Origin of the sequence: Chryseobacterium sp. WG23 (assembly GCF_024586575.1) — a bacterium.
In the GTDB taxonomy this organism is placed as follows: Bacteria; Bacteroidota; Bacteroidia; order Flavobacteriales; family Weeksellaceae; genus Chryseobacterium.
In genome coordinates this window covers 25,990-52,586 of sequence record NZ_JALCZE010000010.1, presented here as the reverse complement: position 1 = coordinate 52,586, position 26,597 = coordinate 25,990, and the positions used below count along the sequence as shown (strand labels likewise).

The 26,597-nt window shown below is 34.5% G+C and carries 25 protein-coding genes; 19 read left to right on the top strand and 6 right to left on the bottom strand.

Annotated elements, in window-relative coordinates; genetic code table 11:
- Nucleotides 1-76 precede the first annotated feature (76 nt).
- Both nusA and rimP read right to left on the bottom strand, forming a co-directional pair.
- Nucleotides 77-1,312 (bottom strand): transcription termination factor NusA, encoded by a 1,236-nt coding sequence (gene nusA / locus MP477_RS15905; RefSeq protein WP_209800360.1) that lies wholly within the window; start codon nt 1,310-1,312, stop codon nt 77-79.
- A gap of 17 nt (nt 1,313-1,329) precedes the next feature.
- On the bottom strand, nt 1,330-1,797 hold the full coding sequence (gene rimP / locus MP477_RS15900; protein ID WP_230033936.1) for a ribosome assembly cofactor RimP: 468 nt from the start codon (nt 1,795-1,797) through the stop codon (nt 1,330-1,332).
- Between the two features lie 215 nt (nt 1,798-2,012).
- On the opposite strand from rimP, the gene MP477_RS15895 reads away from it, so the two are divergent.
- The 17 genes from MP477_RS15895 to MP477_RS15815 all read left to right on the top strand — a co-directional run bounded on the left by MP477_RS15895 (nt 2,013) and on the right by MP477_RS15815 (nt 20,145).
- Nucleotides 2,013-3,326, top strand: a complete 1,314-nt coding sequence (locus MP477_RS15895) for a UDP-glucose/GDP-mannose dehydrogenase family protein (RefSeq protein WP_257191161.1) — start codon at nt 2,013-2,015, stop codon at nt 3,324-3,326.
- Nucleotides 3,327-3,331: 5 nt separating this feature from the next.
- Nucleotides 3,332-4,411, top strand: coding sequence for a dTDP-glucose 4,6-dehydratase (gene rfbB, locus MP477_RS15890; RefSeq protein WP_230033932.1), 1,080 nt, complete (start codon nt 3,332-3,334; stop codon nt 4,409-4,411).
- A 187-nt stretch (nt 4,412-4,598) separates the two neighbouring features.
- Nucleotides 4,599-5,462 carry a glucose-1-phosphate thymidylyltransferase RfbA gene (gene rfbA / locus MP477_RS15885; protein ID WP_047484947.1) on the top strand — a complete coding sequence of 288 codons (864 nt, stop codon included), beginning with the start codon at nt 4,599-4,601 and terminating at the stop codon, nt 5,460-5,462.
- 173 nt (nt 5,463-5,635) lie between these two features.
- Entirely contained in the window at nt 5,636-6,484 is an 849-nt protein-coding gene (locus tag MP477_RS15880) for an ABC transporter permease (protein ID WP_257191160.1), read from the top strand.
- A gap of 42 nt (nt 6,485-6,526) precedes the next feature.
- Entirely contained in the window at nt 6,527-7,774 is a 1,248-nt protein-coding gene (locus MP477_RS15875) for an ABC transporter ATP-binding protein (RefSeq protein WP_257191159.1), read from the top strand.
- 244 nt (nt 7,775-8,018) lie between these two features.
- Nucleotides 8,019-8,927, top strand: a complete 909-nt coding sequence (locus tag MP477_RS15870; protein ID WP_257191158.1) for a glycosyltransferase family 4 protein — start codon at nt 8,019-8,021, stop codon at nt 8,925-8,927.
- Nucleotides 8,924-10,006, top strand: coding sequence for a DegT/DnrJ/EryC1/StrS aminotransferase family protein (locus MP477_RS15865; protein ID WP_257191157.1), 1,083 nt, complete (start codon nt 8,924-8,926; stop codon nt 10,004-10,006). Before MP477_RS15870 ends, MP477_RS15865 begins: the two co-directional genes overlap by 4 nt.
- A 3-nt stretch (nt 10,007-10,009) precedes the next feature.
- Nucleotides 10,010-10,642: an acetyltransferase gene (locus tag MP477_RS15860; protein ID WP_257191156.1), complete on the top strand. Its 633-nt coding sequence runs from the start codon at nt 10,010-10,012 to the stop codon at nt 10,640-10,642.
- Between the two features lie 4 nt (nt 10,643-10,646).
- Nucleotides 10,647-11,576 carry a glycosyltransferase family 2 protein gene (locus MP477_RS15855; protein WP_257191155.1) on the top strand — a complete coding sequence of 310 codons (930 nt, stop codon included), beginning with the start codon at nt 10,647-10,649 and terminating at the stop codon, nt 11,574-11,576.
- 7 nt (nt 11,577-11,583) lie between these two features.
- Nucleotides 11,584-12,444: a glycosyltransferase family 2 protein gene (locus tag MP477_RS15850; protein WP_257191154.1), complete on the top strand. Its 861-nt coding sequence runs from the start codon at nt 11,584-11,586 to the stop codon at nt 12,442-12,444.
- Nucleotides 12,441-13,364 (top strand): glycosyltransferase, encoded by a 924-nt coding sequence (locus tag MP477_RS15845; protein ID WP_257191153.1) that lies wholly within the window; start codon nt 12,441-12,443, stop codon nt 13,362-13,364. Before MP477_RS15850 ends, MP477_RS15845 begins: the two co-directional genes overlap by 4 nt.
- 67 nt (nt 13,365-13,431) lie before the next feature.
- The gene (locus MP477_RS15840) at nt 13,432-14,100 is read left to right on the top strand and encodes a hypothetical protein (protein ID WP_257191152.1); all 669 of its coding nucleotides are present in this window, start codon (nt 13,432-13,434) and stop codon (nt 14,098-14,100) included.
- Nucleotide 14,101: 1 nt separating this feature from the next.
- Nucleotides 14,102-15,025, top strand: coding sequence for a glycosyltransferase family 2 protein (locus MP477_RS15835; RefSeq protein WP_257191151.1), 924 nt, complete (start codon nt 14,102-14,104; stop codon nt 15,023-15,025).
- A gap of 47 nt (nt 15,026-15,072) precedes the next feature.
- On the top strand, nt 15,073-16,869 hold the full coding sequence (gene asnB / locus MP477_RS15830; protein ID WP_230033902.1) for an asparagine synthase (glutamine-hydrolyzing): 1,797 nt from the start codon (nt 15,073-15,075) through the stop codon (nt 16,867-16,869).
- Nucleotides 16,869-17,804 (top strand): glycosyltransferase family 2 protein, encoded by a 936-nt coding sequence (locus MP477_RS15825; RefSeq protein WP_257191150.1) that lies wholly within the window; start codon nt 16,869-16,871, stop codon nt 17,802-17,804. The genes asnB and MP477_RS15825 overlap by 1 nt, the downstream gene beginning before the upstream one ends.
- Nucleotides 17,805-18,127: 323 nt before the next feature.
- A complete protein-coding gene (locus MP477_RS15820) occupies nt 18,128-19,069 on the top strand; it encodes a glycosyltransferase family 2 protein (RefSeq protein ID WP_257191149.1) in 942 nt (313 codons plus the stop codon).
- A gap of 134 nt (nt 19,070-19,203) precedes the next feature.
- Nucleotides 19,204-20,145, top strand: coding sequence for a glycosyltransferase family 2 protein (locus tag MP477_RS15815; RefSeq protein WP_257191148.1), 942 nt, complete (start codon nt 19,204-19,206; stop codon nt 20,143-20,145).
- On the opposite strand, the gene MP477_RS15810 is transcribed toward MP477_RS15815, so the two are convergent.
- From MP477_RS15810 to MP477_RS22850, 4 genes are all read right to left on the bottom strand, one after another.
- The gene (locus tag MP477_RS15810; RefSeq protein ID WP_257191147.1) at nt 20,142-21,059 is read right to left on the bottom strand and encodes a hypothetical protein; all 918 of its coding nucleotides are present in this window, start codon (nt 21,057-21,059) and stop codon (nt 20,142-20,144) included. The genes MP477_RS15815 and MP477_RS15810 overlap by 4 nt on opposite strands.
- Nucleotide 21,060: 1 nt before the next feature.
- Nucleotides 21,061-22,494 carry an MBOAT family protein gene (locus MP477_RS15805; RefSeq protein WP_257191146.1) on the bottom strand — a complete coding sequence of 478 codons (1,434 nt, stop codon included), beginning with the start codon at nt 22,492-22,494 and terminating at the stop codon, nt 21,061-21,063.
- A gap of 137 nt (nt 22,495-22,631) precedes the next feature.
- Complete coding sequence (locus tag MP477_RS15800; protein ID WP_257191145.1) at nt 22,632-23,654, bottom strand: acyltransferase; 1,023 nt, start codon at nt 23,652-23,654, stop codon at nt 22,632-22,634.
- 170 nt (nt 23,655-23,824) lie between these two features.
- Nucleotides 23,825-24,595: a class I SAM-dependent methyltransferase gene (locus tag MP477_RS22850; protein ID WP_257191144.1), complete on the bottom strand. Its 771-nt coding sequence runs from the start codon at nt 24,593-24,595 to the stop codon at nt 23,825-23,827.
- Nucleotides 24,596-24,692: 97 nt separating this feature from the next.
- Between MP477_RS22850 and MP477_RS15790 the strand changes: the two genes are divergently transcribed.
- Nucleotides 24,693-25,235 (top strand): acyltransferase, encoded by a 543-nt coding sequence (locus tag MP477_RS15790; protein WP_257191143.1) that lies wholly within the window; start codon nt 24,693-24,695, stop codon nt 25,233-25,235.
- A gap of 172 nt (nt 25,236-25,407) precedes the next feature.
- Nucleotides 25,408-26,580 carry a glycosyltransferase gene (locus MP477_RS15785; RefSeq protein WP_257191142.1) on the top strand — a complete coding sequence of 391 codons (1,173 nt, stop codon included), beginning with the start codon at nt 25,408-25,410 and terminating at the stop codon, nt 26,578-26,580.
- The last annotated feature ends 17 nt before the right edge of the window (nt 26,581-26,597 follow it).

Below are 26,597 nucleotides of genomic sequence, written 5' to 3'. Positions count from 1 at the left end.
CTATATTATTTACTATTTTTTTAATTTTTAAAATTAAAGTATTTCTTTTTACTGCTTATTAAAATTTATTAAAATCTTAATCTTCAAATTCTTCTCTTAAAATACGTTTTACATCTTCAATAGTTTCTTCCTCAAGATCAACCATATTTAAAAGACTTTCAGTTTCTTTATCTAAAACCGACTTTGCAGTAGTAAGACCTACCTTTTTAAATTCATCCAAAATCCACTGCTCGATATCGTCATTAAATTCTCTCAAATCAACGTCGTCATCCTCACTAGACTCTCTGTATACATCAATCTCATATCCTGTCAACCAAGAAGCCAGTCTGATATTTTGACCTTGTTTTCCAATTACTTTAGAGATTTCCTCAACCGGAGTATATACCAATGCATAGTTAGTATCCTCATTGATTTCAATCTTATTAATTGTAACATTTCCTAAAGCTCTCTTCACCAAAATCTCAGGGTTTTTAGACCACTGAATAACATCGATGTTTTCATTTCTCAACTCTCTTACAACCCCATGAATTCTGGATCCCTTCACACCTACACAGGCACCTACAGGATCAATTCTGTCATCATAAGCATCTACTGCAATTTTTGCCTTTTCTCCAGGAATTCTAACGGCCTTCTTCAAGATAATTGTTCCGTCCTGAATTTCAGGAATTTCCAGTTCTAGTAACTTTTCAAGAAACTTAGGTGCAGTTCTGGAAATAATAATTTGTGGTTTAGAACCTTTAAAGTCTACTGTTTCTACAATAGCTCTGATATTCTCACCTTTTTTAAAGAAATCTGATGGGATCTGATTTTCTTTCGGTAAAATAAATTCATTCTCTTCATCATCCAACAAAATCACGTGCTTATGACGGATATGGTGAATTTCCCCTACAACTATTTCCCCGATTTTATCTCTAAACTGTTCATACAGCATTGCATTATTGTGCTCCTGAAGTTTTGTAGCCAAAATTTGCTTTAGGGTAAGAATATTCCTTCTTCCTAATTGCGCAACAGGAATTTCCATTGTAAAATCTTCTCCTACTTCAAAGGTAGGATCAATTTTTTTAGCCTCAGAAATTTCAATCTCCAGATCATCGTCTTCAGACATTTCGTCTTCTACAATTGTTTTATTTAAAAATATCTGAAAATCTCCTTTATCAGGGTTTACAATCACATCAAAATGATCATCCGAATCAAATCTTTTTCTCAAAAGAGTTTTCAGTGAGTCTTCAATAATTGCCATAAGATCAATCTTACTGATCCCTTTTTCGTCTTTAAAATCACCAAAGGATTCAATCAACGCTATATTATCCATCTATTCTTTTTTCTTTTTTAAAATTTAATTACTGCCAATGCTTTTTTGATCTCAGAGTAAGGAATTTCTTTTTCCTCCTCTACATCAACTTTCCCTTTCCCGATATCCTTCGGTTTACGATAACGTAAAACAAGGGTAATCTTCTCTTCATCTACTTTAGATAATTCTCCTTCAATTTTAGAAGAGTCCTCCAACATCACTTCAATCTCTCGTCCTAAGTTCTTTTTGAACTGTCTTGGGATAGACAACGGTTCACTAAGTCCTGCAGACATCACCTGAAGGCTAAAATCATGTTCCTCACGATCCATATTGAATTCCACTGCACGGCTTGCATCAAGGCAATCCTGCAAAGAAACTCCATTGTCGCCATCTAAAATCACTGTAATGTCATCCCCTGCAGAAAATTTAAGATCAATAAGAAACAGATCTTTTCTGGTCTCAAGGAATTCATTTAATAATTCTTCAATTCTTTTTCTAAACTCCATACATTGTTTTATCTTGATTTATAGTACGAAAAAAGGCTTTCTTTCGAAGCCTTCTCATTTTTCCCGTAAATCCAATGCAAATATACGCTTTTTTTCTAAAAAAGCAAAATTATCTTATTATCAAGCAAATAGCATAAATTCTATTTACCTTAAATTAAACGAGCATATGAAAGTATTTTTATTATTTTTGTCTTGAATTTTAAAAACCAAACATTTTGAATATAACGATTGTAGGAACAGGTTATGTAGGATTAGTTACAGGAACTACGCTGGCAGAACTTGGCAATTCAGTATACTGTGTTGATATTGATGAAAAAAAAGTTGAAGGTATGAAAAACGGCGTAGTTCCCATCTATGAGCCGAATCTTGAAGAAATGTTTCTAAGAAACATACAGTCTGAGAGATTATTTTTCACTACCAATCTGAAAGAAGCCTTAGACAAAAGTGAAGTCATTTATCTGGCACTGCCCACTCCTCCCGGCGAGGATGGTTCAGCAGATCTTTCATATGTTCTTCAGGTAGCCAATAATATTGGTGAGATGATGACAGAATATAAAGTTATTGTCAATAAAAGTACAGTACCTGTAGGAACTGCTGATAAAGTAAGCAGCGTCATATCTTCCAAAACAAACATTCCTTTTGATGTAGTTTCAAATCCGGAATTTTTAAGAGAAGGTTTTGCTGTGGAAGACTCCATGAACCCATCAAGAGTGGTTGTAGGAGCAAGCTCTGAAAGAGCGAAGGAAATTATGTCTAAAATTTACCAGCCTTTTACCAATACTGGGATTCCAATCATCTTCATGGATGAAAAATCATCAGAACTTACCAAATATGCAGCCAATTCATTCTTAGCAGTAAAGATTACTTTCATGAATGAAATTGCCAACTATTGTGAAAAAGTAGGTGCAGATGTGGACAAGGTAAGACTGGGAATGGGAAGTGATGACAGAATCGGACACCGCTTTTTATTTCCGGGTATCGGCTATGGAGGGAGCTGTTTTCCTAAAGATGTAAAAGCACTTATTAAATCCGGAAAGCAGGAAGATTTCAATTTCCAGATTTTAGAAGCTACAGAAAATGTAAATACGGCACAGAAGGTAATTCTCGTGTCTGAAATAGAAAAATATTTCGGAGGAAATATTAAAGGCAAGAAAATTGCTATATGGGGATTAGCTTTTAAAGCCAATACGGATGATATCCGGGAAGCCTCTTCTTTAGATAATATTGCCCTGTTATTGGAAAAGGGAGCTGAAATCATAGCTTATGATACTGTTGCAGAAAGTAACGTCAAGAAAGTAATTGGTGATAAAATACAATACGCCAAAGGAATGTATGATGCTTTAGAAGGTGCAGACGCTCTATTTATCTCTACAGAATGGCCGGAGTTTAAAAATCCCAATTTTGAACTCATGTCGAAAAAAATGAAGAATAAAGCTATTTTTGACGGTAGAAACATGTACCCGTTAGAAGTTCCTGAGCAGAATGGATTTTATTATAAAAGTATAGGAAGAAGAACAATTTTAAAATAGACAAAATGAAAAATATAATTATCACTGGGGGCGCCGGATTTATCGGTTCACATGTTGTAAGAGAATTTGTGAAGAATAACCCGGATAGTATGATCATCAATCTTGATGCTCTTACCTATGCCGGAAATTTAGAAAACTTAAAGGATATTGAAAATGAACCTAATTATGTTTTCGAAAAAGCCGACATTACAGAACCTGAAGAATTAAGAAGGGTTTTCGAAAAATACAATCCTGATGCAGTAGTACATTTAGCTGCAGAAAGTCATGTAGACAGAAGTATTACGGACCCCATGGCATTCATTAACACGAATGTAAACGGAACAGCCAATCTTCTTAATCTATGTAAGGAATTCTGGACTTTAAACCCGGATCATACCCATGGAAGATTTCCGGATGAAAAAAGAAAAAACTTATTCTACCACGTATCTACCGATGAAGTATATGGTAGCTTAGGAGAAACAGGATTCTTTTTAGAAACAACATCTTATGATCCTCAATCTCCGTATTCTGCATCAAAAGCAGCTTCTGACCACCTGGTAAGAGCTTATGGTAACACGTATGGAATGCCTTTCATCGTTTCCAACTGTTCTAATAACTACGGACCCAATCACTTTCCTGAAAAACTGATTCCTTTATGTATTTCAAATATCATTAATGAAAGGCCTTTACCTATTTATGGTGATGGAAAGTATACCAGAGACTGGCTTTTTGTAATTGATCACGCCAGAGCTATCCACCAGGTCTTCAATGAAGCAAAAACAGGGGAAACTTACAATATTGGAGGATTCAATGAGTGGCAGAATATTGATCTGGTAAAAGAGCTTATCAAACAAATGGATGCTAAATTAGGAAAGCCGGAAGGTCATTCTGAAAAACTGATCACTTTTGTAAAAGACAGACCTGGCCATGACAAGCGTTATGCTATTGATGCTACTAAACTTAATAAAGATTTGGGATGGAAGCCTTCAGTAACCTTCGAAGAAGGTCTGGGAAAAACAATAGACTGGTATCTTGAAAATAAAGAATGGCTTGAGAATATAACCAGCGGAGATTACCAAAAATATTACGAAAAACAATATAGCTAGTATCCATACACCAAAGGAACTACGTATAAAAAAACAATTTTAAAATTTGATCAGATCACTCTTCTATATATTTTAAAAAGAAGACCTCAAGAACTGATCATATTTTATAAAAGCATAGAAAAAGGTTAAATTACCTACCTGTTGATTTAAAATCACACAGGCTATGCAGTAGAAAACAAAAAATAATATGAAAGGAATAATATTAGCCGGAGGATCCGGAACAAGACTATACCCTTTAACCATTGCGGTAAGCAAACAGCTAATGCCTGTTTACGATAAACCTATGATCTACTACCCTCTTTCTACGCTTCTTTTAGCAGGAATTAAGGATATATTGATCATTACCACTCCTCATGACCAGCCTGGTTTTATCAAACTTTTAGGTGATGGGTCCCAGATAGGATGTAATATAGAATATGTGGTACAGCCAAGTCCGGACGGGCTGGCACAGGCATTTATTCTCGGTGAGCAGTTTATTGGCAATGATCCTGCAGCATTAGTTCTTGGTGATAATATTTTCTACGGTTCTGAGATGGGAACTTTATTAAAAAATAAAACCAATCCGGAGGGAGGTGTTGTTTTTGCATACCACGTAGCAGACCCCGAAAGATATGGTGTGGTAGAATTTGATGATGACTTTAAAGCTATATCTATTGAAGAAAAGCCTTTACAGCCAAAATCCAACTATGCCGTTCCCGGCTTATATTTTTATGATAACAGTGTAGTAGACATTGCTAAAAACATTCAGCCTTCTGCAAGAGGTGAACTGGAGATCACGGATCTAAACAATGTTTATCTGAGTCAGGGAAATCTTGAGGTAGGTGTACTGGACAGAGGTACCGCATGGCTGGATACAGGAACTTTTGATTCCCTTCATGATGCTTCAGAATTTGTAAGTGTTATCGAAAAAAGACAAGGCTTCAAGATCGGATGTATTGAAGAAATTGCTTTCAGAAATAAATTTATCAACGAAGAAAAGCTATTGGAAACAGCAGCTAAATATGGCAAAAGCGGCTATGGTGAATACCTGAAACAGCTTATCCGTAAATAAAAAAACAATTTGTAAATCCCACACACTATTGGCTTTATAGCCAATAGTTTTTGTTTATAACAACAAATATCAATATATTAGTTGTTGATTTTCGCTTTTATGTGAACAATTATTCATAAAACGAAGAAATAGAGTAAGAATTAATTATTATAAATTTGTAAAAACTTACACAGATGAATGAACCACAGCAAAAGTGGACAGAAACAATTGAAACCAATCATTCTTTATTTGACATTCAGCTTAAAGAAGTCTGGAGATATAAAGATCTGATTTATATGTTTGTCAAAAGAGACTTTATATCGAGCTTTAAGCAGACTATTTTAGGACCGATCTGGTTTTTTATCAATCCTATTTTAACAACAATCGTATATCTGATTGTTTTTAGTGCTATTGCCAAACTACCTACAGATGGTGCCCCTCCTATTCTATTCTACCTGGCGGGTGTTACGCTCTGGAATTATTTTTCAACATCATTGCTAGCTACCTCAAGTACATTTTTAGGTAATTCAGCAATTTTTGGAAAGGTATATTTCCCACGATTGGTAACTCCTTTATCAATTATTATATCAAACTTCATGCGATTTTCAGTACAATTCTTACTGTTTCTTCTCGTATGGGCATATTATCTAAGCCAGGGAAAGGTGCATCCCAATATCTGGATACTTGCAACCCCATTTCTTATAGTATTGATGGCTTTTTTTGCATTGGGTGTTGGAATGATATTTTCAGCGCTTACTACAAAATATAAGGATCTGAGTATGCTTTTAGGGTTTGGAATTAGTTTATATATGTATGCTACTCCTGTCATTTATCCTACTTCAGCTTTACCCGGGGGCTTTAAAAAACTAGCTTTCTATAATCCTCTTACAGGCATATTTGAATGTTTTAAATACGCCTGGCTGGGTGTAGGTAACTTTTCACCATTAATGCTGGGTTTCAGCACAATCATTATTATCATCCTTTTACTGATTGGAGTGGTTGTTTTCAATAAAGTGGAAAAGACTTTCATGGACACAGTATAAAATGACAATTAAAAAATTTATTAATCAAAAATCAATTAATATATGCTGGCTTTAAAAGCAGAAAATATATCAAAACAATATCGCTTGGGGCAGGTAGGAACAGGTACCTTATCTCACGACCTTAATAGATTTTGGCATAAAGTAAGAGGAAAAGAAGATCCTTATCTAAAAATTGGGGAAGCTAATGATAGAACTACAAAAGGGGAATCTGAATATGTGTGGTCTCTTCGTGATATTAATTTTGAAATTGAACAGGGTGATGCTGTGGGTATCATTGGAAGAAACGGAGCTGGAAAATCAACTCTTTTAAAACTTTTAAGTAAAGTAACAAAACCTACAACCGGTAAGATATATACTAATGGAAGAATAGCTTCTCTTCTAGAGGTAGGTACAGGCTTCCATCCTGAAATGACAGGTCGTGAAAACGTATTCTTAAATGGTGCCATTTTAGGAATGACACGAAAGGAAATCAAAAGCAAGTTTGATGAAATTGTAGATTTTTCTGGAGTAGAACGATATATTGACACCCCTGTAAAAAGATATTCCTCAGGAATGTATGTCCGCCTCGCTTTTGCAGTAGCAGCCCACTTAGAATCTGAAATTTTAATTGTGGATGAAGTGCTGGCTGTAGGAGATGCTGATTTCCAGAAAAAGTGTCTTGGAAAAATGGGGGATGTAACAAAAGGGGAAGGAAGAACCGTTTTATTTGTAAGCCACAATATCCTTGCTGTAAAAAAACTTTGTAATAAAGGTATCATTTTAGAAAACGGCTGCTTGGCATTTGATGGAAATATTGATAAGGCCATTAAGGTTTACAATAGTGAATCCTTAAACAGGGATACATTTATGAAATGGGAAGAAAACGATGCTCCGGGAAATAGCTTAGCTAAAATACTGTCCATTAAAGCTTTCTGTGAATCAAATGAATTTAATATCAATGAAGACATCACCCTGGAGTTTGATTTTATCAATTTTATCCCGGGTCAAAAATTGAATATTTCATTTTCTGTTTTCACCGAAGATGAAATCTATGTCTTATCATCTCCAAACATTTACAGACCGGAGTACAGCGCCGGAAAACATACATCTTATTGTACAATTCCCAAAGATTTGCTTAACTCTGGAGTATACTATATCAGTGTATTACTCGTTGGAGAAAATTTTACGATTATAACTGAACTAGACAAAATAATCAGATTAGAATTAAAAGATGTATTGGAAGGCAGAAGCGATTATATGGGCCGATGGAATGGTGTCGTACGGCCAAAACTAGAATGGAAAAATGATTGATCGTGTAAAAAATTTTTTCAAGTCTAAAGAAAAAGTAGATCTTCTTCTTTATGATTCTATATTTCCAAATCCGCTTTCAGGATTTAGAATGGCTGAATTTTTGGCTCTCCTCAGTCATTATCAACACTCTAAAATCATTGTTAATCCCACCGATTACAAAGTAGTAGGCCAACCGGATTCCCAGCATTTACTGGACTTAAAGGCTTTAGAAAAAAACTCGGAATTAGTATATCATAAAACCCGGTTGGGCTCTGTAAAAGATATATTACATTATGATGCAAAACTATTCTATTGTGTTTTTCTTAATGTCATATATGACTGTTTGCCATACCTCGAACAAAATAAGACAAATTTTATTTTTACATTATACCCAGGAGGTGGTTTTAATACAAAAGACGAATCTTCATTACAAAAATTAAAGAAAGTGTTATTCTCTCCTTCTTTTAAAGGAGTGATTGTTACACAGGAATTTACCCGAACTTTCATCATTGAAGAACTGGGCTGCCCACAAAATAAAATTCATTACATTTTTGGAGGAATTGTTCCTCAAAATTCTTTTAATGTAAAAAGAGAACGCGTTTATAAAAAAGAAAACTCACTAAATATTTGTTTTTGTTCAGCAAAATATATGGCTCAGGGGCTTGATAAAGGATATGATCTATTTATTGATGCGGCTAAGGTATTGCTTAAGAATAATTATAATGTGAAATTTAGTGTTATCGGAGGATTTGATCAGGATGAAATACCTCTTGATGAATATTCTAAAGATTTTACATTTTACGGCTACAAGAAATATGAAGAACTATCTGAAATATTTTTAGAACAGGATATCATTATTTCTCCCAACAGGCCTTTTGTTTTAAACGATGGTTCTTTCGATGGTTTTCCTTTAGGAGCGGTTGTTGAGGCAGCCTTAAATGGAGTTATTCCCATTCTAACAGATGAGCTTCAGCAAAATTCACATTTTACAGATAGTGAAATGATCATTATTAAACCTGAAGCGGAAGCAATTTTTCATTCTATTGAAGGTTTGATTAAAAATGAGAAAATTGTACATTTAATGTCAAATAATATTCAGTCGAAAAGTAAGAAGATATATTCTCATGAAAATCAACTCAATCAAAGATTAAAAATTTTAGATATTTACGTATGATTAGTGTAACCCAACCATTTCTTCCTCCACAAGAAGAATATGAAAAATATTTAGATGGCATATGGAAGCGAAACTGGCTCACTAACATGGGCCCTTTAGCCAGCCAGTTAGAAATGCAGCTTAAAGATCACCTTAAGCTCAATCATTTGCTTTTTGTAACAAATGGTACCGTGGCTTTGCAGATGGCACTTAAAGCATTAGAAATTACAGGGGAAGTTATCACAACTCCATTTTCATTCATAGCAACCACAAGTACTATCGTATGGGAGAGCTGTACTCCTGTTTTTATAGATATAGATCCTAATTCTTTATGCATAGATCCCTCAAAGATTGAAGATGCTATTACAGAAAAAACGACAGCAATTCTTGCCACCCATGTTTATGGTAATCCCTGTGATGTAGAAGCTATAGAAATTATTGCAAAAAAACATAATTTAAAAGTAATCTATGATGCAGCCCATGCTTTTGATGTAAAAATAAATGGTAAGTCTATTTTTGAATATGGAGATATTTCAACATGTTCATTACACGCAACCAAACTTTACCATTCCATTGAAGGAGGTTTAGTAATTACTCAAAATGCCGATTTACTTAAAAAATTAGCCTCTATCAGAAACTTTGGTATTTCAGGATATGACTCTTTTTCAGAATTAGGGATCAATGGTAAAAACTCTGAATTTCATGCTGCGATGGGATTAGCCAATCTGAAATATATTTCTGATATACACGAAAAAAGAAAAGCTTTAACAAGGCTTTATGACGAAAAACTGAAAGGATTGAAGGCTTTCAGACCACGCTGGCATCAAAAAGCAAATGAAAACTTTGCTTATTATCCCGTTATTTTAGAAAGTGAGGACTTATTGTTAAAGCTAAAAGCGGAACTAGATAAAAATGAAATCTTTACCAGAAGATATTTCTATCCTAGCTTAGCTTCAGCACTGCCCTATCTTCCTAAACTAGAACTTCCTGTAACTGAAGACGTTTCAAAAAGGTCACTCTGTTTACCTTTATATTATGATCTGACGTTTGAAGAAGTAGATTTAATTTCAAGATTAATTTTAAGAATCCAAAATAATTAATTTATGCTAATAATAGGAGCTAAAGGTTTTGCAAAAGAAATATTAGAAGTCTGTCATCAAAATTCAGAATTAGAGAATCTTGCATTTTATGATGATGTAAATGACGATGTTACCGGTAAGCTTTATGATAAATTCCCCATATTAAAATCAATAGAAGAAGCTGTTGAATATTTTAAGAATATCGATAACAGGTTTACTATTGGCATTGGAAGTCCCATTCTTAGGCAAAAGCTTTATAATAAGTTCACAGAAATAGGAGGTATTTTTACCTCTACTATAGCTACAACAAGTATTATCGGACATTATGAAAATGTTATTGGTGAAGGGTGTAACATTATGCAGAGTACTGTCATCACTAATGATGTTAAAATTGGCAAAGGAGTCATTATCAATCAAATATCTTCTATAGGACATGATGTTTCTATTGGTGACTTTGTTGAAATTTGTCCTAATGTTTCTATATCCGGAAACTGTTTTATAGGTGAAAAAACATTTATTGGAACCAATGCGGTTGTTCTTCCGAAAGTTAATATTGGAATGAACGTAATCATAGGAGCCGGTTCTGTGGTAACCAAAGATATTCCAGACCATTGTACAGCAGTAGGGATACCGGCCAGAATACTTACTAAAAATTAATATAATGCCAAATCATCCTTTAGTAAGTGTTATTATGATTACTTATGGTCATGAAAAATTTATTGAAAAAGCCATAAGCAGTATTATACAACAAAAGTATGATGGGAAGATAGAAATCATCATAGCTAATGATCATTCACCCGATGATACGGATGAAGTTATATTGTCTTTTTTAGAAAAGACCAGTATTCCTGAGAATTTCATTATAAAATATACCCGACATGAAAATAACAAGGGAATTATGCAAAACTTTTCATGGGCACTTACTGAATGTCAGGGCAAGTATAATGCAATTTGTGATGGTGATGATTACTGGATTGATCCTTTAAAAGTTCAGAAACAGGTAGATTTTTTAGAAAAAAATCCAGATTATTCCATTCATAGCGGGCTAGCTCAATTATTAGAAAATGGAAATCTGACCTCTTTCATTGGAAACCCACTTCGTAAAAAAACATATGAAATAAAAGATTTTTTCTCGAAAAACAATTTGATTTCATGCACATGTATGTTTAGAAAAAACAGCATAGACTTTCACTATCTTGAACATATTTATTTTGGAGATTGGATGGTTTATATAAATACTCTAAACTCATTTCCAAATTCTAAGGCGTATGTTTCAGAAGAATGTTATTCCGTTTATAGGGTTAATGATATGGGAACAATGGCACAAATAAGCGGAATAGGAAATGATGAAAAACACTTTTCACAAATCTTAAGAATACATCAGCTATTTAAAACAGAATATTCCTTTGAGGATGTTAAATTGATCAACAGATATACATTGAATTTATATGTGTATTATTTGCTCCATAACCAATTTCAAAAAATGTTTGTCACAGTTTTGAAAAATTTCAAACTTGTCCATTTTAACTTGCCCATACGTAAATATCTTTCTTATTTCCGCTATAGAAAACACTTATCAATTTCTAACTAAGTAATTTATGTTACCATTAATTTCTGTCATCGTTCCATGTTACAATCAGGCTATCTACTTAGATGAATGCCTGCAGTCTGTACTGGAGCAAACCTATACTAACTGGCAATGTATTGTTGTCAATGACGGCTCTACAGATCATACAGAAGAAACAGCAAAAAAATGGATTGAAAAAGACAGCCGATTTCTATATGTATACAAAAAAAATGGAGGATTGTCTTCTGCAAGAAATGCAGGCTTGGAAAAGGCTTCCGGAGCTTATATTCAGTTTTTAGATTCTGATGATACTATCCATCCGGAAAAGTTTACAAAAAGTCTTTCTTCCGAAACAGAATATCCATTAATGGTAAGTCAGTTTACTATTTACAAGAACCAAGCACATTATCCCGGTTACAACAGTATAAAACAGGAGTTTTTAAGATTCGAAGGCATTGTATTCGGATGGGATCTAAAATTTAGCATCCCGATTCATTGTGCTTTGATTTCAAGAAATTTGCTTGATGGGTTTCTTTTTGATACATCTTTAACAAGCTGTGAGGACTGGTTAATGTGGATCTATATCATGAAAGGCCATCCAAAAGTATTTCTCGTAGACGAACCTTTGGCCCATTACCGTAAAGAAGACAGCAATAACAGCATGTCTTCTGACCTTCATAAAATCCTCCATCAAAGAATAAAAATTCTTCCGATACTGAAGAAATTATATGGTGATGACCTTCATGACAGACTGGTCTATCACATTATTGAAGTTCGCTCTTCGCAATTTATACAGATGAGGAATGAATTTAATAAGGTAACTGGAGGTAAGGTAATTTCCGGCTATCTTGCTTTTAAAAAATATTATTATAAACTTTTTCAGAAAAAATGATTTTATCTGTAGCCCTCTGCACCTATAATGGTGAAGCATATATCGCAGAACAGCTGGATAGTATTCTCAGCCAGGAAAAACCGGTATCTCAAATTATCATCTGTGATGACGGTTCTACTGATGGAACATTGAAAACACTTTCTGAGTATACAACTCGTTTTCCGAACATTATCAAGGTGTATCAAAACTCAGAAAATCTAGGCTATATAGGAAATTTTGAAAAAGCAATGAGTTTATGTACCGGAGACTTTATCTTTTTATGTGATCAGGACGACAGATGGTATAAAAATAAAACGGCAGTTATTACCGATATATTTGAAAAGAATCCCAATATTAACATTATTTCTCATAACATTAAACTTTTTGGTGAAGCCGTAAACAGTACCGGGGAAACAACCTATTGGGATTTAGAATCAGTTGATCCTGATCAATTTAAACACCCAAAGGATATTATAAAAAGAATATTATACCGGGGAAATATATTTCCGGGAATGAGTATCGCGATTCGAAATACATTCCTGAAAGCCCATCTTCCATTAAAAAAAATTAACCCGGTTATCATCCATGATTACGAGCTCCTGCTTTTAGCCTCTAACAGAGATTCTGTATGGATAGAAAAAAACATTTTAGGACAATACAGAATTCATCCGAAACAAAATATTGGATACAAAACTTTTTCCCATTTTAAGGATGAAAAAGAAGTTATATCCCGCGATTCTGTTTTTGCAGTATTTAAGAGATTCTCCTTTGTAAAAAAAACAATCGCTGGACTTAATTTAGATCCATCCTTGGAAAACGGATATAAAGTATACTGTCTTCAACAATATAAAAATTATCTTAAAAACTTACCACACTTGAAACGCTGGACGACCAAAATAAAAATGAAATACTATTTTCATATATTTGATTATCTGAAATAACCTGTTGGTAACCATAAATAGTAAAATTGTTCCCTACCCCAACACAATTAATGAAAAGAAACAGCATATGATTATTGGCAACGGTATTATAGCAAATGCAATAAAATCTTATGATACAGCAGATATTGTCTTTTTTGCATCAGGAGTTTCCAACTCTTTGGAAACACGAACATCCGAGTTTGAAAGAGAATTTTCTCTTTTAAAAACGGTACATGAAGAAAATAAAGGAAAAAAAATGGTCTATTTTTCCACACTGAGTATTCATGACCAATCCAAGCAGAAAAGCCCCTACGTCATTCATAAAAAAAAGATTGAGGACTATATAAGAAACAATACTGAGCATTATGTAATTTTAAGAATCGGCAATATTGTGGGTAAAGGCGGAAATCCCAATACCCTTTTTAATTTCCTTAAAACACAGATCACGAACAAAACTGAATTTACACTCCATACTAAAGCCAGAAGATTGCTTTTGGATATAGAAGATATTTCCAAATTTTTAGAATCACAAAGCTTACAAGTTTCTAATAAGATTATTAATTTTTCATTCCCATACAATTTTGATTTAAAAGAAATTGTCACAGCTATTGAAAAAGAGACTTATCAAAAGGCATGTTATTCAGAAGTAGATGAAGGAGATTTCTACAAAGTAGATTTTGAGGAGGAAATCATCACTTTCTTTTCAGGAATAAGCCCGGAAAATTACCTTGAAACATTAACTCAAAAGTATATTTAAGATGCCTGTTATTCATGTAATTATCGTTACCTATAATGCCATGCGATGGGCAGAAAGATGTTTTTCAAGCTTAAAAACCTCTTCAGTACCGATACAATGTATTGTAGTAGACAATGGCTCTACAGATGGTACACAGGAATATATTAAAACTTACTTTCCTGAGGTAGGCTTTATACAGTCTCCTCAAAATTTAGGTTTTGGAAAAGCCAATAATTTAGGAATTGAAAAAGCGTACAGAAGAGGAGCGGAATTCTTTTATCTGATGAATCAGGATGCATGGCTTTATGAAGACAGCATGGAAAAAATGCTTAATATTTATAACCATCACCCTAACAAGGACGAGATTGGGATTATCAGCCCTTTCCATATAGATGGTTCAGAAAAATATCTGGATATTTTTTTAGATCAGTATATCGCTAAGAACTATGAAAAAACCAGACTGATTTCTGACCTTTATTTTCAGACCCTGAAACCTTTTTATGAAATCCAATTTGTAAATGCCGCCCATTGGCTAATACCTAGAAAAACAATTGAGACAGTAGGTGGCTTTAATCCTTATTTTTTCCACTATGGAGAAGATAATGAGTATGTGAACCGCATTCATTTTCACCAGAAGAAAATATTACTTGTCCCCGGCAGTAAGGTGGTGCATGACGGTGTCCAGTTGCTGAATAAAATAGATCGGACAAAGTATGAAGACGTCCGTATTGAAGTCAATATTATGAATCCGAATCTTCCCAATGCTCTTGAACTTGAAAAAAAAGCCCTTAAGCAAAGCATGCTTAAAAATATAATGACGGGCAATATTAGTAAGTATAAACAGCTTTCAAAGAAATATAAAAAAATATCCAGAGACGGGGAAACATTAACAGATTTACGAAATCAGTTGAGTCAGAAAGGTCCTACTTTTCTTAATCTGTCGTAAATTAGCCAATACAAAAAAATGAAAATTAATGATGAAAAATAAAATCTATGTGTGGAATAGCGGGAATTATAAGCAGTAATGCCAGAAATTATCAGGAAGAAATCAAAAAAATGACAGATTCCCTAATACATCGAGGTCCTGATTCTTCGCATTATGAATTTTATGACAATGCAGCATTAGGCCATCGCAGACTTTCCATTATAGATTTATCTGAAAATGGAAAGCAGCCCATGTTCTCCAATACTAAAGAAGAATGTATTGTTCTGAATGGTGAAATCTACGGATATCAGGATATTAAAAAGCAATATGCCGAATATCCTTACCATGGAGAATCTGATACAGAAGTTATCCTTGCTATGTATCAGAGGAAGCAGGAAAACCTGATCCACGAGCTTCCGGGAATGTTCGCATTTGCCATCTGGGATAATCAGAAAAAACAATTATTCTGTGCCAGAGACCGTTTTGGAGAAAAACCTTTTTACTATGCTATTGGGAACAATAACGAGTTTATTTTCGCATCGGAAATCAAAGCTATCCTGGCCTCTGGTCTTATTCAACCCAAAGTAAGCTCTGATGCCCTCTCCCATTATCTTCAATATGGATATGTAAGTACATACCAAAGTATTTACAGTAATATATACACCCTGCCTCCTGCCCATCAGCTGATCTGGAAAGAAGGTAAAATTAGTGTATCACGCTATTACAGTTTACCGGCAAAAGACAGAATGATCAGTCTTTCTGATGCTAAAGACGAATTTTTGCATCTCCTCAAAAATGCAGTAAAAAAACAGCTTATTGCAGATGTAGAAGTAGGTAGTTTTTTAAGCGGAGGGTTGGATTCTTCATCCATTGTTGCATTGGTAGATGAATTTTTACCTCAGCAGACCACCATCAGTTTTGGATATGACCATAAAGATAATGAGCTAAAATATGCTAAAGAAATTGCAGATAAATATAAAACCAACCATATAGAGGTTCATGAGAAAAAAGAAGATCTTGTCACTTCTCTTTTAAAGATCACTCCTTTTTTTGATGAGCCCTTTGCAGATGCTTCCTTTATCCCACATTATGAGATCTGTAAAGCAGCTAAGAAGAACCTTACTGTAGTGTTATCCGGAGATGTAGGAGATGAACTTTTTGGCGGTTATCATTTTTATACCGTTGAAAACAAAATGAAACAGCATTTCAGCTATAAAAATATAATGGCTCAATTTGGATTAAAATTATATCAAAAGCTAAGAACCACTTCTTTTATTACTCAAAAAAATATACAATATGATTCTATTCTGGATTTCCATTTGAATGCTGTAAGAAATGACTTTAATAAGAAAGAAAGGAAACACCTCGGTATTTCTTCCGACTACCTCCAGCCTTACAGCTTCACACCGGATACGGACTCACTCAATGATATTATGAGAACCGATCTTGAGAACTATGTTCCGGCAAATATGATGGTAAAATCTGACAGGATGGCTATGGCCAATTCACTGGAAGTAAGGACTCCGTTTCTTGATCTGGATTTTGCCGAGTTTTGTATACAGCTACCCGATCAGTTGAAATTAAGCAATACCAATGACAAGATTATTCTTCGGGAAGCGATGGGATCATATTGGACCGAAACCATCAGGAAGCGTCATAAACAGGGATTTGGATTGGGAGTAAAGAACTGGTTTACCGAAGAAAACCTCATGAATTTCTCCAATGACATGCTGAAAAACCCCAATCATAAAGTATTTAATTTTATTGATTTTAAAGCCACTCAAAGCTATCTGAATAAAGATGAAAAACATTGGAATCTTTTGCAACTTGCCCTTTGGGCAGATAATAACCAATCTGTACTGTAATGCTTGATATTTCTGTAATCATCCCTGTATATAATGCTGCTGAATTTTTAGAAAAATCAGTAATCTCTGCGTTACAATTTGAAGAAGTTAAAGAAGTTATTTTAGTCGAAGATAAATCAACCGATCATTCCCTGGAAGTCTGTAAACGATTAGTAGGAGAACATTCAAAGGTTAAGCTTTTTCAGCATCCTGACCAGGAAAATCACGGAGCTGCAGCTTCAAGGAATCTGGGAATTGAAAAAGCAACCGGAAGTTTTATTACATTTTTAGATGCAGACGACTATTATCTTCCAAACAGGTTCGATGCAGAGAACACCCTCTTTAATGATCCAAAAGTAGACGGAGTATTCAATGCTGTGGGTATTGAATACCTGACTGAAAAAGGAAAAGAAGAGTTTCAGTCTAAATTTAGCGACAATACACTTACTACAGTCAATTATCCTGCTGAGGGAAAAGAAGTTTTCAGGGGACTCTTAGGCTTTACACCGAAAACTTTCGGTACGTTTTTTCACCTGAATGCATTGACTGTAAGAAAATCTGCCCTTGAGAAGCATTCTTTAAACTTTAATAAGGTTCTGCGTGTTCATCAGGATTCTGATTTCATCATTAAGCTGGCTTATCACTGTTATTTAAAGTCCGGGATTATAGATCAGGCTGTAGCGATGAGAGGGATACATGATGACAACAGAATTACGAAGATTATAAGATATTCCCCTCAATACAATCAAAGGCAATATCTTTTCTGGAACTCTTTGTACGAATGGTCTAAGCCATTATCTTTAGAACCGGATTATGCCCAGCATATCTACCTTCAGAAAAAAGCATTTGAGCTTTCTGCAAAAAAAGGACTTTCAAAAATGACGAGCCTATTGGCCACTATTCTTAAAAATCCCAATATATTGCGGACAAAATACAGGTTCACCTATTCTCATTGATGAAATTCAACCTCCAATAAGTCCTGGGTAACATCAGTATTCTACTGAAAGGATTACTTACACCTAAAAACTTAAAGCCTCTATTAATATTTTTTTAGAGGTTTTCTTTTTTAATATCCAATGTATATTAAAAAATATCTCATACAACCAATTTACCTTGCTTATATGGTATAAAATGATGTTTTAATCTTTATTATATTCAAAAAAATAAATATTTCACTGTTTCACAAGGTTAAGGATTGTAAAACTAGAATTAAAAGCTTAAATTTCGTACTTGAAATGACAGTGTAAAAAACACAATTAATTTATTATAAAAAGGTGAAATGAAGATTTCAGTAGTTATTCCCGTCTATAACGCCGAAAATTATGTCCTTCAGGCAGTGGAATCTGCTCTTCAGTTTGATGAAGTTTATGAGGTAATTCTCGTTGAAGACCAGTCTCCGGACAATGCGCTGCAGGTATGTAAGCAGATTGCTGAAAAATATGATAAAGTACAGCTTTATCAGCATCCGGATAAGAAAAATCACGGAGCAGGCCCAAGTAGGAATTTAGGCATAGAAAAATCAACGGGAGACTTTATTGCTTTTTTAGATGCAGATGATTATTTTCTGCCTAATCGGTTTGATGCGGAAAAGGAACTTTTTAAAAATCCGGAAGTAGATGGAGTGTATGGAGCACTTGGTGTCCATTATTATACTGAAAAAGCAAAAGAACAATACTACAATTTATTTGGAGACAGGCTTACCACCGTCTATAAAAGATACGATACCTACCATATCTTTCTGGGACAGCTGCACATGCTTGGAAGCTTTGGATTGTTCAGTATTGACACCCTGACAGTTCGCAGAGAGGCATTAACGAAAAAGATGAATCCTTTATTCAAACCTCATCTGAGAATGCATGAAGACACCGAATTTCTGCTTCGTCTGTCTTATTATCTTAATCTATATCCCGGAATTATTGATAGCGCAATAGCAATGAGAGGGGTACACGAAAATAACAGAATAACAAAAATAGATTCCCGTGCAATAAATCCCGCTATATCACGGACAGTGCTTTGGAAGGAGATAAAAACGTGGTCACAAACTGAGGGTGATATTTCCGAAGATGTCAAACTTCACATAGAAAGAATGCACCGCAGCTTTGAGATTGCAAAAGCTCCGGCTTTCAAAAAATGGGGAATGATTATCAAATACCTGTTTACAGATTATAAAAGTATAAGATCCGGTCTCTATAATATTAACTTTAGGCATTCACTGATCTGATTGGTGATCCTGCTATGTTTATTCTATTTTACAGAGCTGTATTTCCACTTTTTTAATTAATTTTTAAGCCACAAGTCTTTATATTTGATTATCTTGCATCACACAAATGATCAAAAAAATTCAGTTAGCAAAAAATGAAAATTTCTGTAATAATTCCAGTTTATAATGCCGAAAAATTTGTTTTCCAGGCAGTAGAATCAGCCCTTCAGTTTGATGAGGTCTATGAAGTTATTCTGATTGAGGACAAATCTCCAGACAATGCACTACAGGTATGCAAACAACTTATTGAAAAAGACAACAGGATAAAACTTTATCAGCATCCTGACAAAGGGAATCACGGTGCCGGCCCTACCCGGAATCTGGGAATACAAAAAGCTACCGGAGATTTTATTGCATTTCTGGATGCAGATGATTATTTTCTTCCCAACAGATTTGATGCTGAAAAAGAACTTTTTAAAGATCCAAAAGTAGAAGGTGTATACGGAGCACTTGGCGTCCATTATTATACTGAAAAAGCAAAAGAACAGTACTATTCCGTATTTGGAGACAGACTGACTACCGTGCATAAGAAACATAGTCCAAAAGAAGTTTTTCCGGGACAAATCTATATGCTTGGAAGCTTTGGACTGTTCAGTATTGATACTTTAACGATACGAAGAGATTCTCTGCTAAAAAAAATGAGTACTTTATTTAAAGCCAGTTTAAGGCTCCATCAGGATTCGGAATTTTTATTCCGTCTTTCCTATTATCTTGATCTGTATCCCGGTATTTTAGATAAAGCTATAGCGATGAGAGGTGTACATGAAAATAACCGGATTACTCAGGTAGATTCGAAAAAAATCAATCCGGCTACTACCAGGGTTCTTTTATGGCAGGAAGTTGACAATTGGGCTAAAAATGAAGAAACAATACCAGATCATATCAAACTGCATATCAACAGAATGTACAGAAGTTTCCGGATCGCAACAACTGCTGCTCCTCAAAAATGGGGAGTTATCCTAAAACATTTGATCTCAGATTACCCGAGTATACGTTCGGGGATTTACAATATTAATTTCAGAAAAAATTTATTTTAGCGTTTCCCTACTTTGATAGAGTCTGCTATTCTGGAAGTAAAAACCTTACTTGAATTCCGGTACATATGGTTTCCGTCAGTATATATATACGTTTCACTTGCCTCTGAAAAATCAAAAAATTTCACATTCTGTTTTCGTGAAACATCCTGTAATAGCTTGCTGAAATGGGGGAACTTTTTATTTTCAATGGCCATAATGCCTTTAGAAGCAGGGATCCGAACCAGATACACCGTTCCTTTAGTTCTTAAATAGTTAATGATCTCATCAAAAGCTTTGAGCCGTTCCTGCGACAACTCGGCCTGTTGGGCTAAAGTCTGATAGAACAATTCTTTTTTGGCAGTTCTTGCAGCCACAGAATCTTTATGCATATTCACATTAATTTCCATCCATCCGTCTTCATGAAGAAATGAACTGGATTTCCCGACTGCATCTGCTCTTTCCGTATATATTTTGAACCAGCTTCTTGTATAGTGTTTTAGCAGGTATTCATAATTTGGAGACCTGTCATAAGTGTACACATCATTCAGTGGTGAGTGTTCTTCCGGAAAATCTTTGACATTTTTAGTGTTTTTATCCAAGGATAAAGTCCATGGACTTACTGTCAGAATGAAAATTCCATTTTTTGTTTCAGGATCTAATTTCCTTTTTAATGCTTTAAAATAGATCTGCCCATAAGGTGACTCAACAACATTGAGCGAAAAATTATCAAATTCCCTTGAAAGTTTCTTTTTTAAAACACTGGGTACAACTGCCTGTGATCCCCGGGAATCCCCCAAAATGATATTCTGTGGCTTTTTAACCGCAAAATGCATATAGTTATCATCTGTATTTCCGTCAGCATAACTTCCAAGTACAGCAAATACCGTTGCTACTGCCAGAAAATAAGATCCTATTTTTATTAAAAACTTCTTCATGCTAAAACTGAAAATAAATAAATTCATTATTCCCGAAATTGGCATAACGGAGAATGATATAAATAATAACCATATAAAAAAGACGTCTCATCCATGGATTGAATCTTCCTATTTCCAAACCATGAAACTTTTCTCTATTGATCCACTCTACCAAAAGCATAAACCCAATCAGTGCCAGTATTTTTACAGGTAATGGATGTGGTAAAGTAAAAATTCCGGTACTGCAGATCCTCTTTATATAATCTAAAGCCTGGGCTACAGATTCTGCTCTAAAAAAAATCCAGGCAAAGCAAGCCGCTAAAAAAGTAATAAAGATCTGAAAACACTCCTTAAAGGAGGGTAATACCTTCCCCTGTGCTGCCACTTCAATATTCTGACGATTTTTATTCATTATCAGAAGAGGCATAAAATACAGCGCATTAAGTCCTCCCCAAATAATAAACGTCCAGTTGGCACCATGCCAGAACCCGGAAACAAGGAAAATAATAAATGTATTTCTGACCTTCATAGAAAGCCCTCCTTTACTGCCTCCTAAAGGAATATAAAGATAATCCCTGAACCATGAAGAAAGCGAAATATGCCATCTCCTCCAAAATTCAGCAATATCTCTTGAAAAATAGGGAAATGCAAAGTTTTTCAGGAGCTCTATTCCAAACAGTCTGGAAACCCCTAATGCGATATCCGAATATCCGGAAAAATCACCATAGATCTGGAATGCAAACAATACAGCTCCTATTACTAAATTTCCAGGGCTTTCCGTCTGATAGTTCGTAAAGATCTCATTCACTAAGGGAGCACAGTTATCTGCAATGACCATTTTTTTGAAGAACCCCCAAAGTATCTGACGCATGCCATCTACAGCCTGCTCATAATTGAATGTTCTTTTTTTCTGTATCTGAGGTAATAGATGGGTAGCCCTTTCTATTGGGCCTGCTACAAGAAGAGGAAAGTAGCTTACAAATACGGCATAATCTGTAAAGTTACGTTCAGCTTTAATCCTTTTTTTATACACATCTATGACATAAGAAAGACCATGGAATGTATAGAATGAAATACCTACCGGAAGGATAATTGTAAGAAGCCAGATATTCGCTTTGAACCCAAATCCACCAAGAAGTTCGGCAAAGCTTCCAACAAAAAAGTTATAGTATTTAAAAAAGCCCAGAAAGCCGAGATTGATGGCAATACTTAATGTAAGCCAAAATGTGGCTTCCCGCTTATTTTTACTGTTCTCAATCTTAATACCTGAAAGATAATCCAAACCAATAGAAAACAGTAGCAAAAAGAGAAATCTCCAGTCCCAGCATGCATAAAAATAAAAACTGGCCAACAGCAACAGCCTGTTTTGATGCTGAAATTTTTTATTGAAAACAAACCAATAAAGACAGAATACGATTGGTAAAAAGATAAGAAACCCTATTGAATTAAATAACATATTGCCTTTTTAGAAGTTATTGATATTTAAATACCTCCCATAAAGCAATAAACCATCTATTTCGATATTGTTTTTTGGGGGAACATTTTTTATTTTGATCATTATGAGCGTTTTAAGTTAGATAAAAATACATATCCTCAGCTCAATTTTATTTTTTTAAGATAATCCCTGAGCGGCTTTTCAATAAACTGATAAAATAAAGCAGAAGTAATAATAAGAGTACCCATATAAATCCAGAATATATTGTCAATTCCAAGATTATATGGTTCCAGAATCTCCCTTAAGATATATAAAACAGGGATATGTGTTATATAAACAGCATAGCTTGCTTCTCCTAAATATTCTAACGGTTTTAATGAAAATATTCTGGTCAGTGTTCCGTTATTCTTCGATATCAAAACAATAAGCGGAATAAACAGCAGCGCCATCAGGCCGTTATGATAGAAAAGAGGTACAAAGATCAACGCCAATAGTATTAATAGGAAAATTACAATGACAGGAACATCGTAATTTTTCTGCTTATGATTTTTCACAAAAAACAGCCCTGCCAGGTTTCCTACAAGAAATTCATTAATATGCATCAGTGGGAAATAATACAGCAGTTCGTGACTCTCTGTATGAGGTCCTTCATAATATTGGGACACAGCATAAAGACTACAAATTACCTGCGTTACAATCCAGATAATAATGGTAATCACCCAGATGCTTTTATTTCCTTTAGAATAAAAATGATTATAGAGTAACGGGAAAAGCAGATAAAACAAAAATTCAACAGAGATAGACCATCCGGGGAAATTAAGAATCATAGCCTCTCCGGGAATCCAGCTCTGAAACCCCAATAGGTATAAAAAAGCTTTATAAAAACTAAACCCTGAATACCGGGTGACCAGATATAGCAAAAGCCCCAATACATACAATGGATAGATTCTGGCAAACCGATTCTTGTAATAATCAAAATAGTTGATCCTGTCTTTCTTATGATAGGCTATGATCATGATAAAGCCGGAAAGAATAAAAAAATAGCTTACTCCTACATTCGCTTTCAGAAAAATATTAGAAATGTAATCTATTTTGTATAGAAACATATCTTTATTGAAATGGGAAATGACAATAGCCATAGCCGCAAGAAACCGGGTAAATGTAATCTGGGTTATCTTCATAAAAACGGCCAAACAGTCATATTATACATTGTATTTAATGTCCTTTATCCAGAAACCTTTTTATATTTTATTACTGTAAAGCAGAATCATGAATTATTTTCGTTGAATAACCTTATTACAATCCGCTCACCATCTTATAAAAAAAGGAACAAACTGTTTTATTATAAAGCTTATTTAATAAAAACACCAATATATTTTCCTTCGTATTCTACTACTGTACTTTCAATATTATTTTTTTCACAAAAATCCTGATACGCAGAATTATCACCAATATCATCGCTGATGAAGACTCCTCCTTCTCTCAAATGCTTGTAAAGCTCATCATAAGCCCACATCCTGCCATTATAACTTTTATCAGAATCATAATGGAGAACATCAAAAACTTTATTTTCTGAGAAAATCCTGGGTAAGGACTCTTTGTCTGCAAAACGGAATAATTTCCAACCTCCTTTAAGGTTTTCCGGAACTACATATCCCACATATTGATCACCATCCTGTGCCAGGTAAGGCATATCCGAACTGTAGAGTGTTCCGTTTCTTTTTACCAGTGATAAAAGCGTTGCCAATGAAGACCATCCATAGGCAACTCCAGTTTCCACTACATGCTGAGCTTTGGTAAACTCACAGGCATAGTAGATAAGCTCTAACGCTCCGGGGCCTCCCATTTTTACAGGACATCCCCTTTCTTTTTCTGCTGCTGTAGCTAAAACTTCCTGATAATTGTTACGGAAAGCATCTATTTCAAGCCCAAAAAGCTTAGAAACGGCTTCTTTCTGTGATACTGCTCTTCCAGCGGCCCAGGAATTGGTTTTATCTTTTCCTTTAAAGGCATTGCCCCTGTTGACAGTATTCTTAATAATCTTCCGGCCTAACTCCGGATAAAGATCAGGTCTTTTTAAATACCCGATAAATGTTTTGAGAACTCTAGTTACTTCACTCACTGTGTTGCCTTTAATTGAAGCAAAAATAAAGATTTTTTTTCATTTATCTAAAAACAGGCTATATTTGTGTAACTCAAAGTGAAAAAAAAATTACAATATGCTTTACAATTTTTTTGAAAAAATTCAAAGAAAAAAACAACTGTCTTCTTTAAAAAAGCACCCTAATGTATTTTCTCAGAATATAAGGATTGGTGTAGGCAATCATTTTGTCCTGGATAGAAACCTGAAAAAAGTAAATATTGGCCATTCAGCAGATTTCAGGAACTACATTTCTATTCTTGTTTTAGAAAATGCCTCTTTAGAGATAGGAACTGATTTTTTTATGAATAACTTCTGTTCAATTAATTGTATGGAACACATCTCTATTGGTAGCCATACGTTATTTGGAGAGAATGTAAAGCTTTATGATCATAACCATTGTTATGAAACCTCGCCTGAATTTAAAGTATATTCATCAAAGTTTAATAAAGCTCCCATAAAAATAGGCAGTAATTGCTGGCTTGGAAGTAACGTAACAGTTCTTAAAGGAGTAACCATAGGTGATAATTGTATTATAGGCGCCGGATGTACTATTTATCAGGATATCCCTCCGAATACAAGGGTTATCAATAAGCAGGAGCTAATTTTCGATTCACTTTAATAGTTGAAGCTTTTTTCCTGATTGGATAACATGAAGCGGAGAAACCACAAAGCTATCAATGGTAAAAAATTCCGGAATACTTCCAATCATGAGATCTTCGCACTTTTGCAAATACCAATATGGATATATAGGAAAGAAAAAACTCCATTACTTTACATAAATTTTTAAGATAATGTCAGAAAACAAGAAAATACAGGTTCTTTTCAGACACCGCTCTATGGAAATGGGAGGGGTAGAAAAAGTGGTACTGAGCATGCTCAACAATCTGAATCCTGATAAATTTGAATTAACCATATGCCTAAACATGAATCAGGGAGAACTTCGAAATGAAATCCCGGGTCATGTAAAAAAGATCTACCTTACTGAAGGCAAAGAGAGTTTTTCCAAAAACCCTTTCATCAATAAACTTCAGCTGGCCCGCAGAAGACTAAAACTGACAAGAATATTAAAAAATCCAAGAATTGCTGACCGTATCTTAGGAAATAAAAAGTTTGATATAGAGATCTCTCCCTCTTATGCTACATTCTCATCTGTAAACAATTCAAGCAATAAACATTCAAAAAAAATAGGCTGGTTTCACTCCGAGATCAATTTACCTGCCCTACAGCCAGTAGTTCCGGAGATCATAGACAACTTTCAAAAGTTTGACCATATGATCTATTGCTCGCAAAGGATCAAAGAAATGATGCATCTGTATTATCCGGATTTAAAATATCCTGCAGAAAGTGTTGTCATTAATGCAATTCCTATCGAAGAAATTAAAAAAAAGGCAGAAGAGAAATTAGAAGACTTCCCTCAGGGACCTGTTTTTGTTTCCGTAGGCAGACTTCATCACAGAAAAGGGTACCACAAACTTATTGATGCTCATAAAAGATTGATAGAGGAAGGTTTCCAACACAGTATCTTAATCCTTGGAAATGGAGAAGAAATGGAAAACCTGAAAGAACAGATCAACACCAATAATGTTCAGGATACGTTTATTTTATGTGGCAATAAAATGAATCCCTATCCTTACATTAAGAAGGCAGATTATTTTATTCTTCCTTCCGAATCTGAAGCATGGCCCCTTGTAATTGCTGAAGCATTGATTCTTCAAAAACCAATTATTGCAACGGATACCGGCGATGTTGGAATCATGATTAAGGACCGCGAAACAGGATATCTAATCAAATACGAAACCAACGAAATGTATGAAGCTATGAAAAAGTTCCTTTCTGATCCGGAATTGATCTCCAACATCAGAAAGAACCTTCTTACCATCGAAGATCAGTTTGATAATCAAAAAATCTTCAATGCCGTTGAGCAGATCCTTGAGAATCTTTATCAACAAAAACAAAGTGAATGATGATAATTAAATAATCA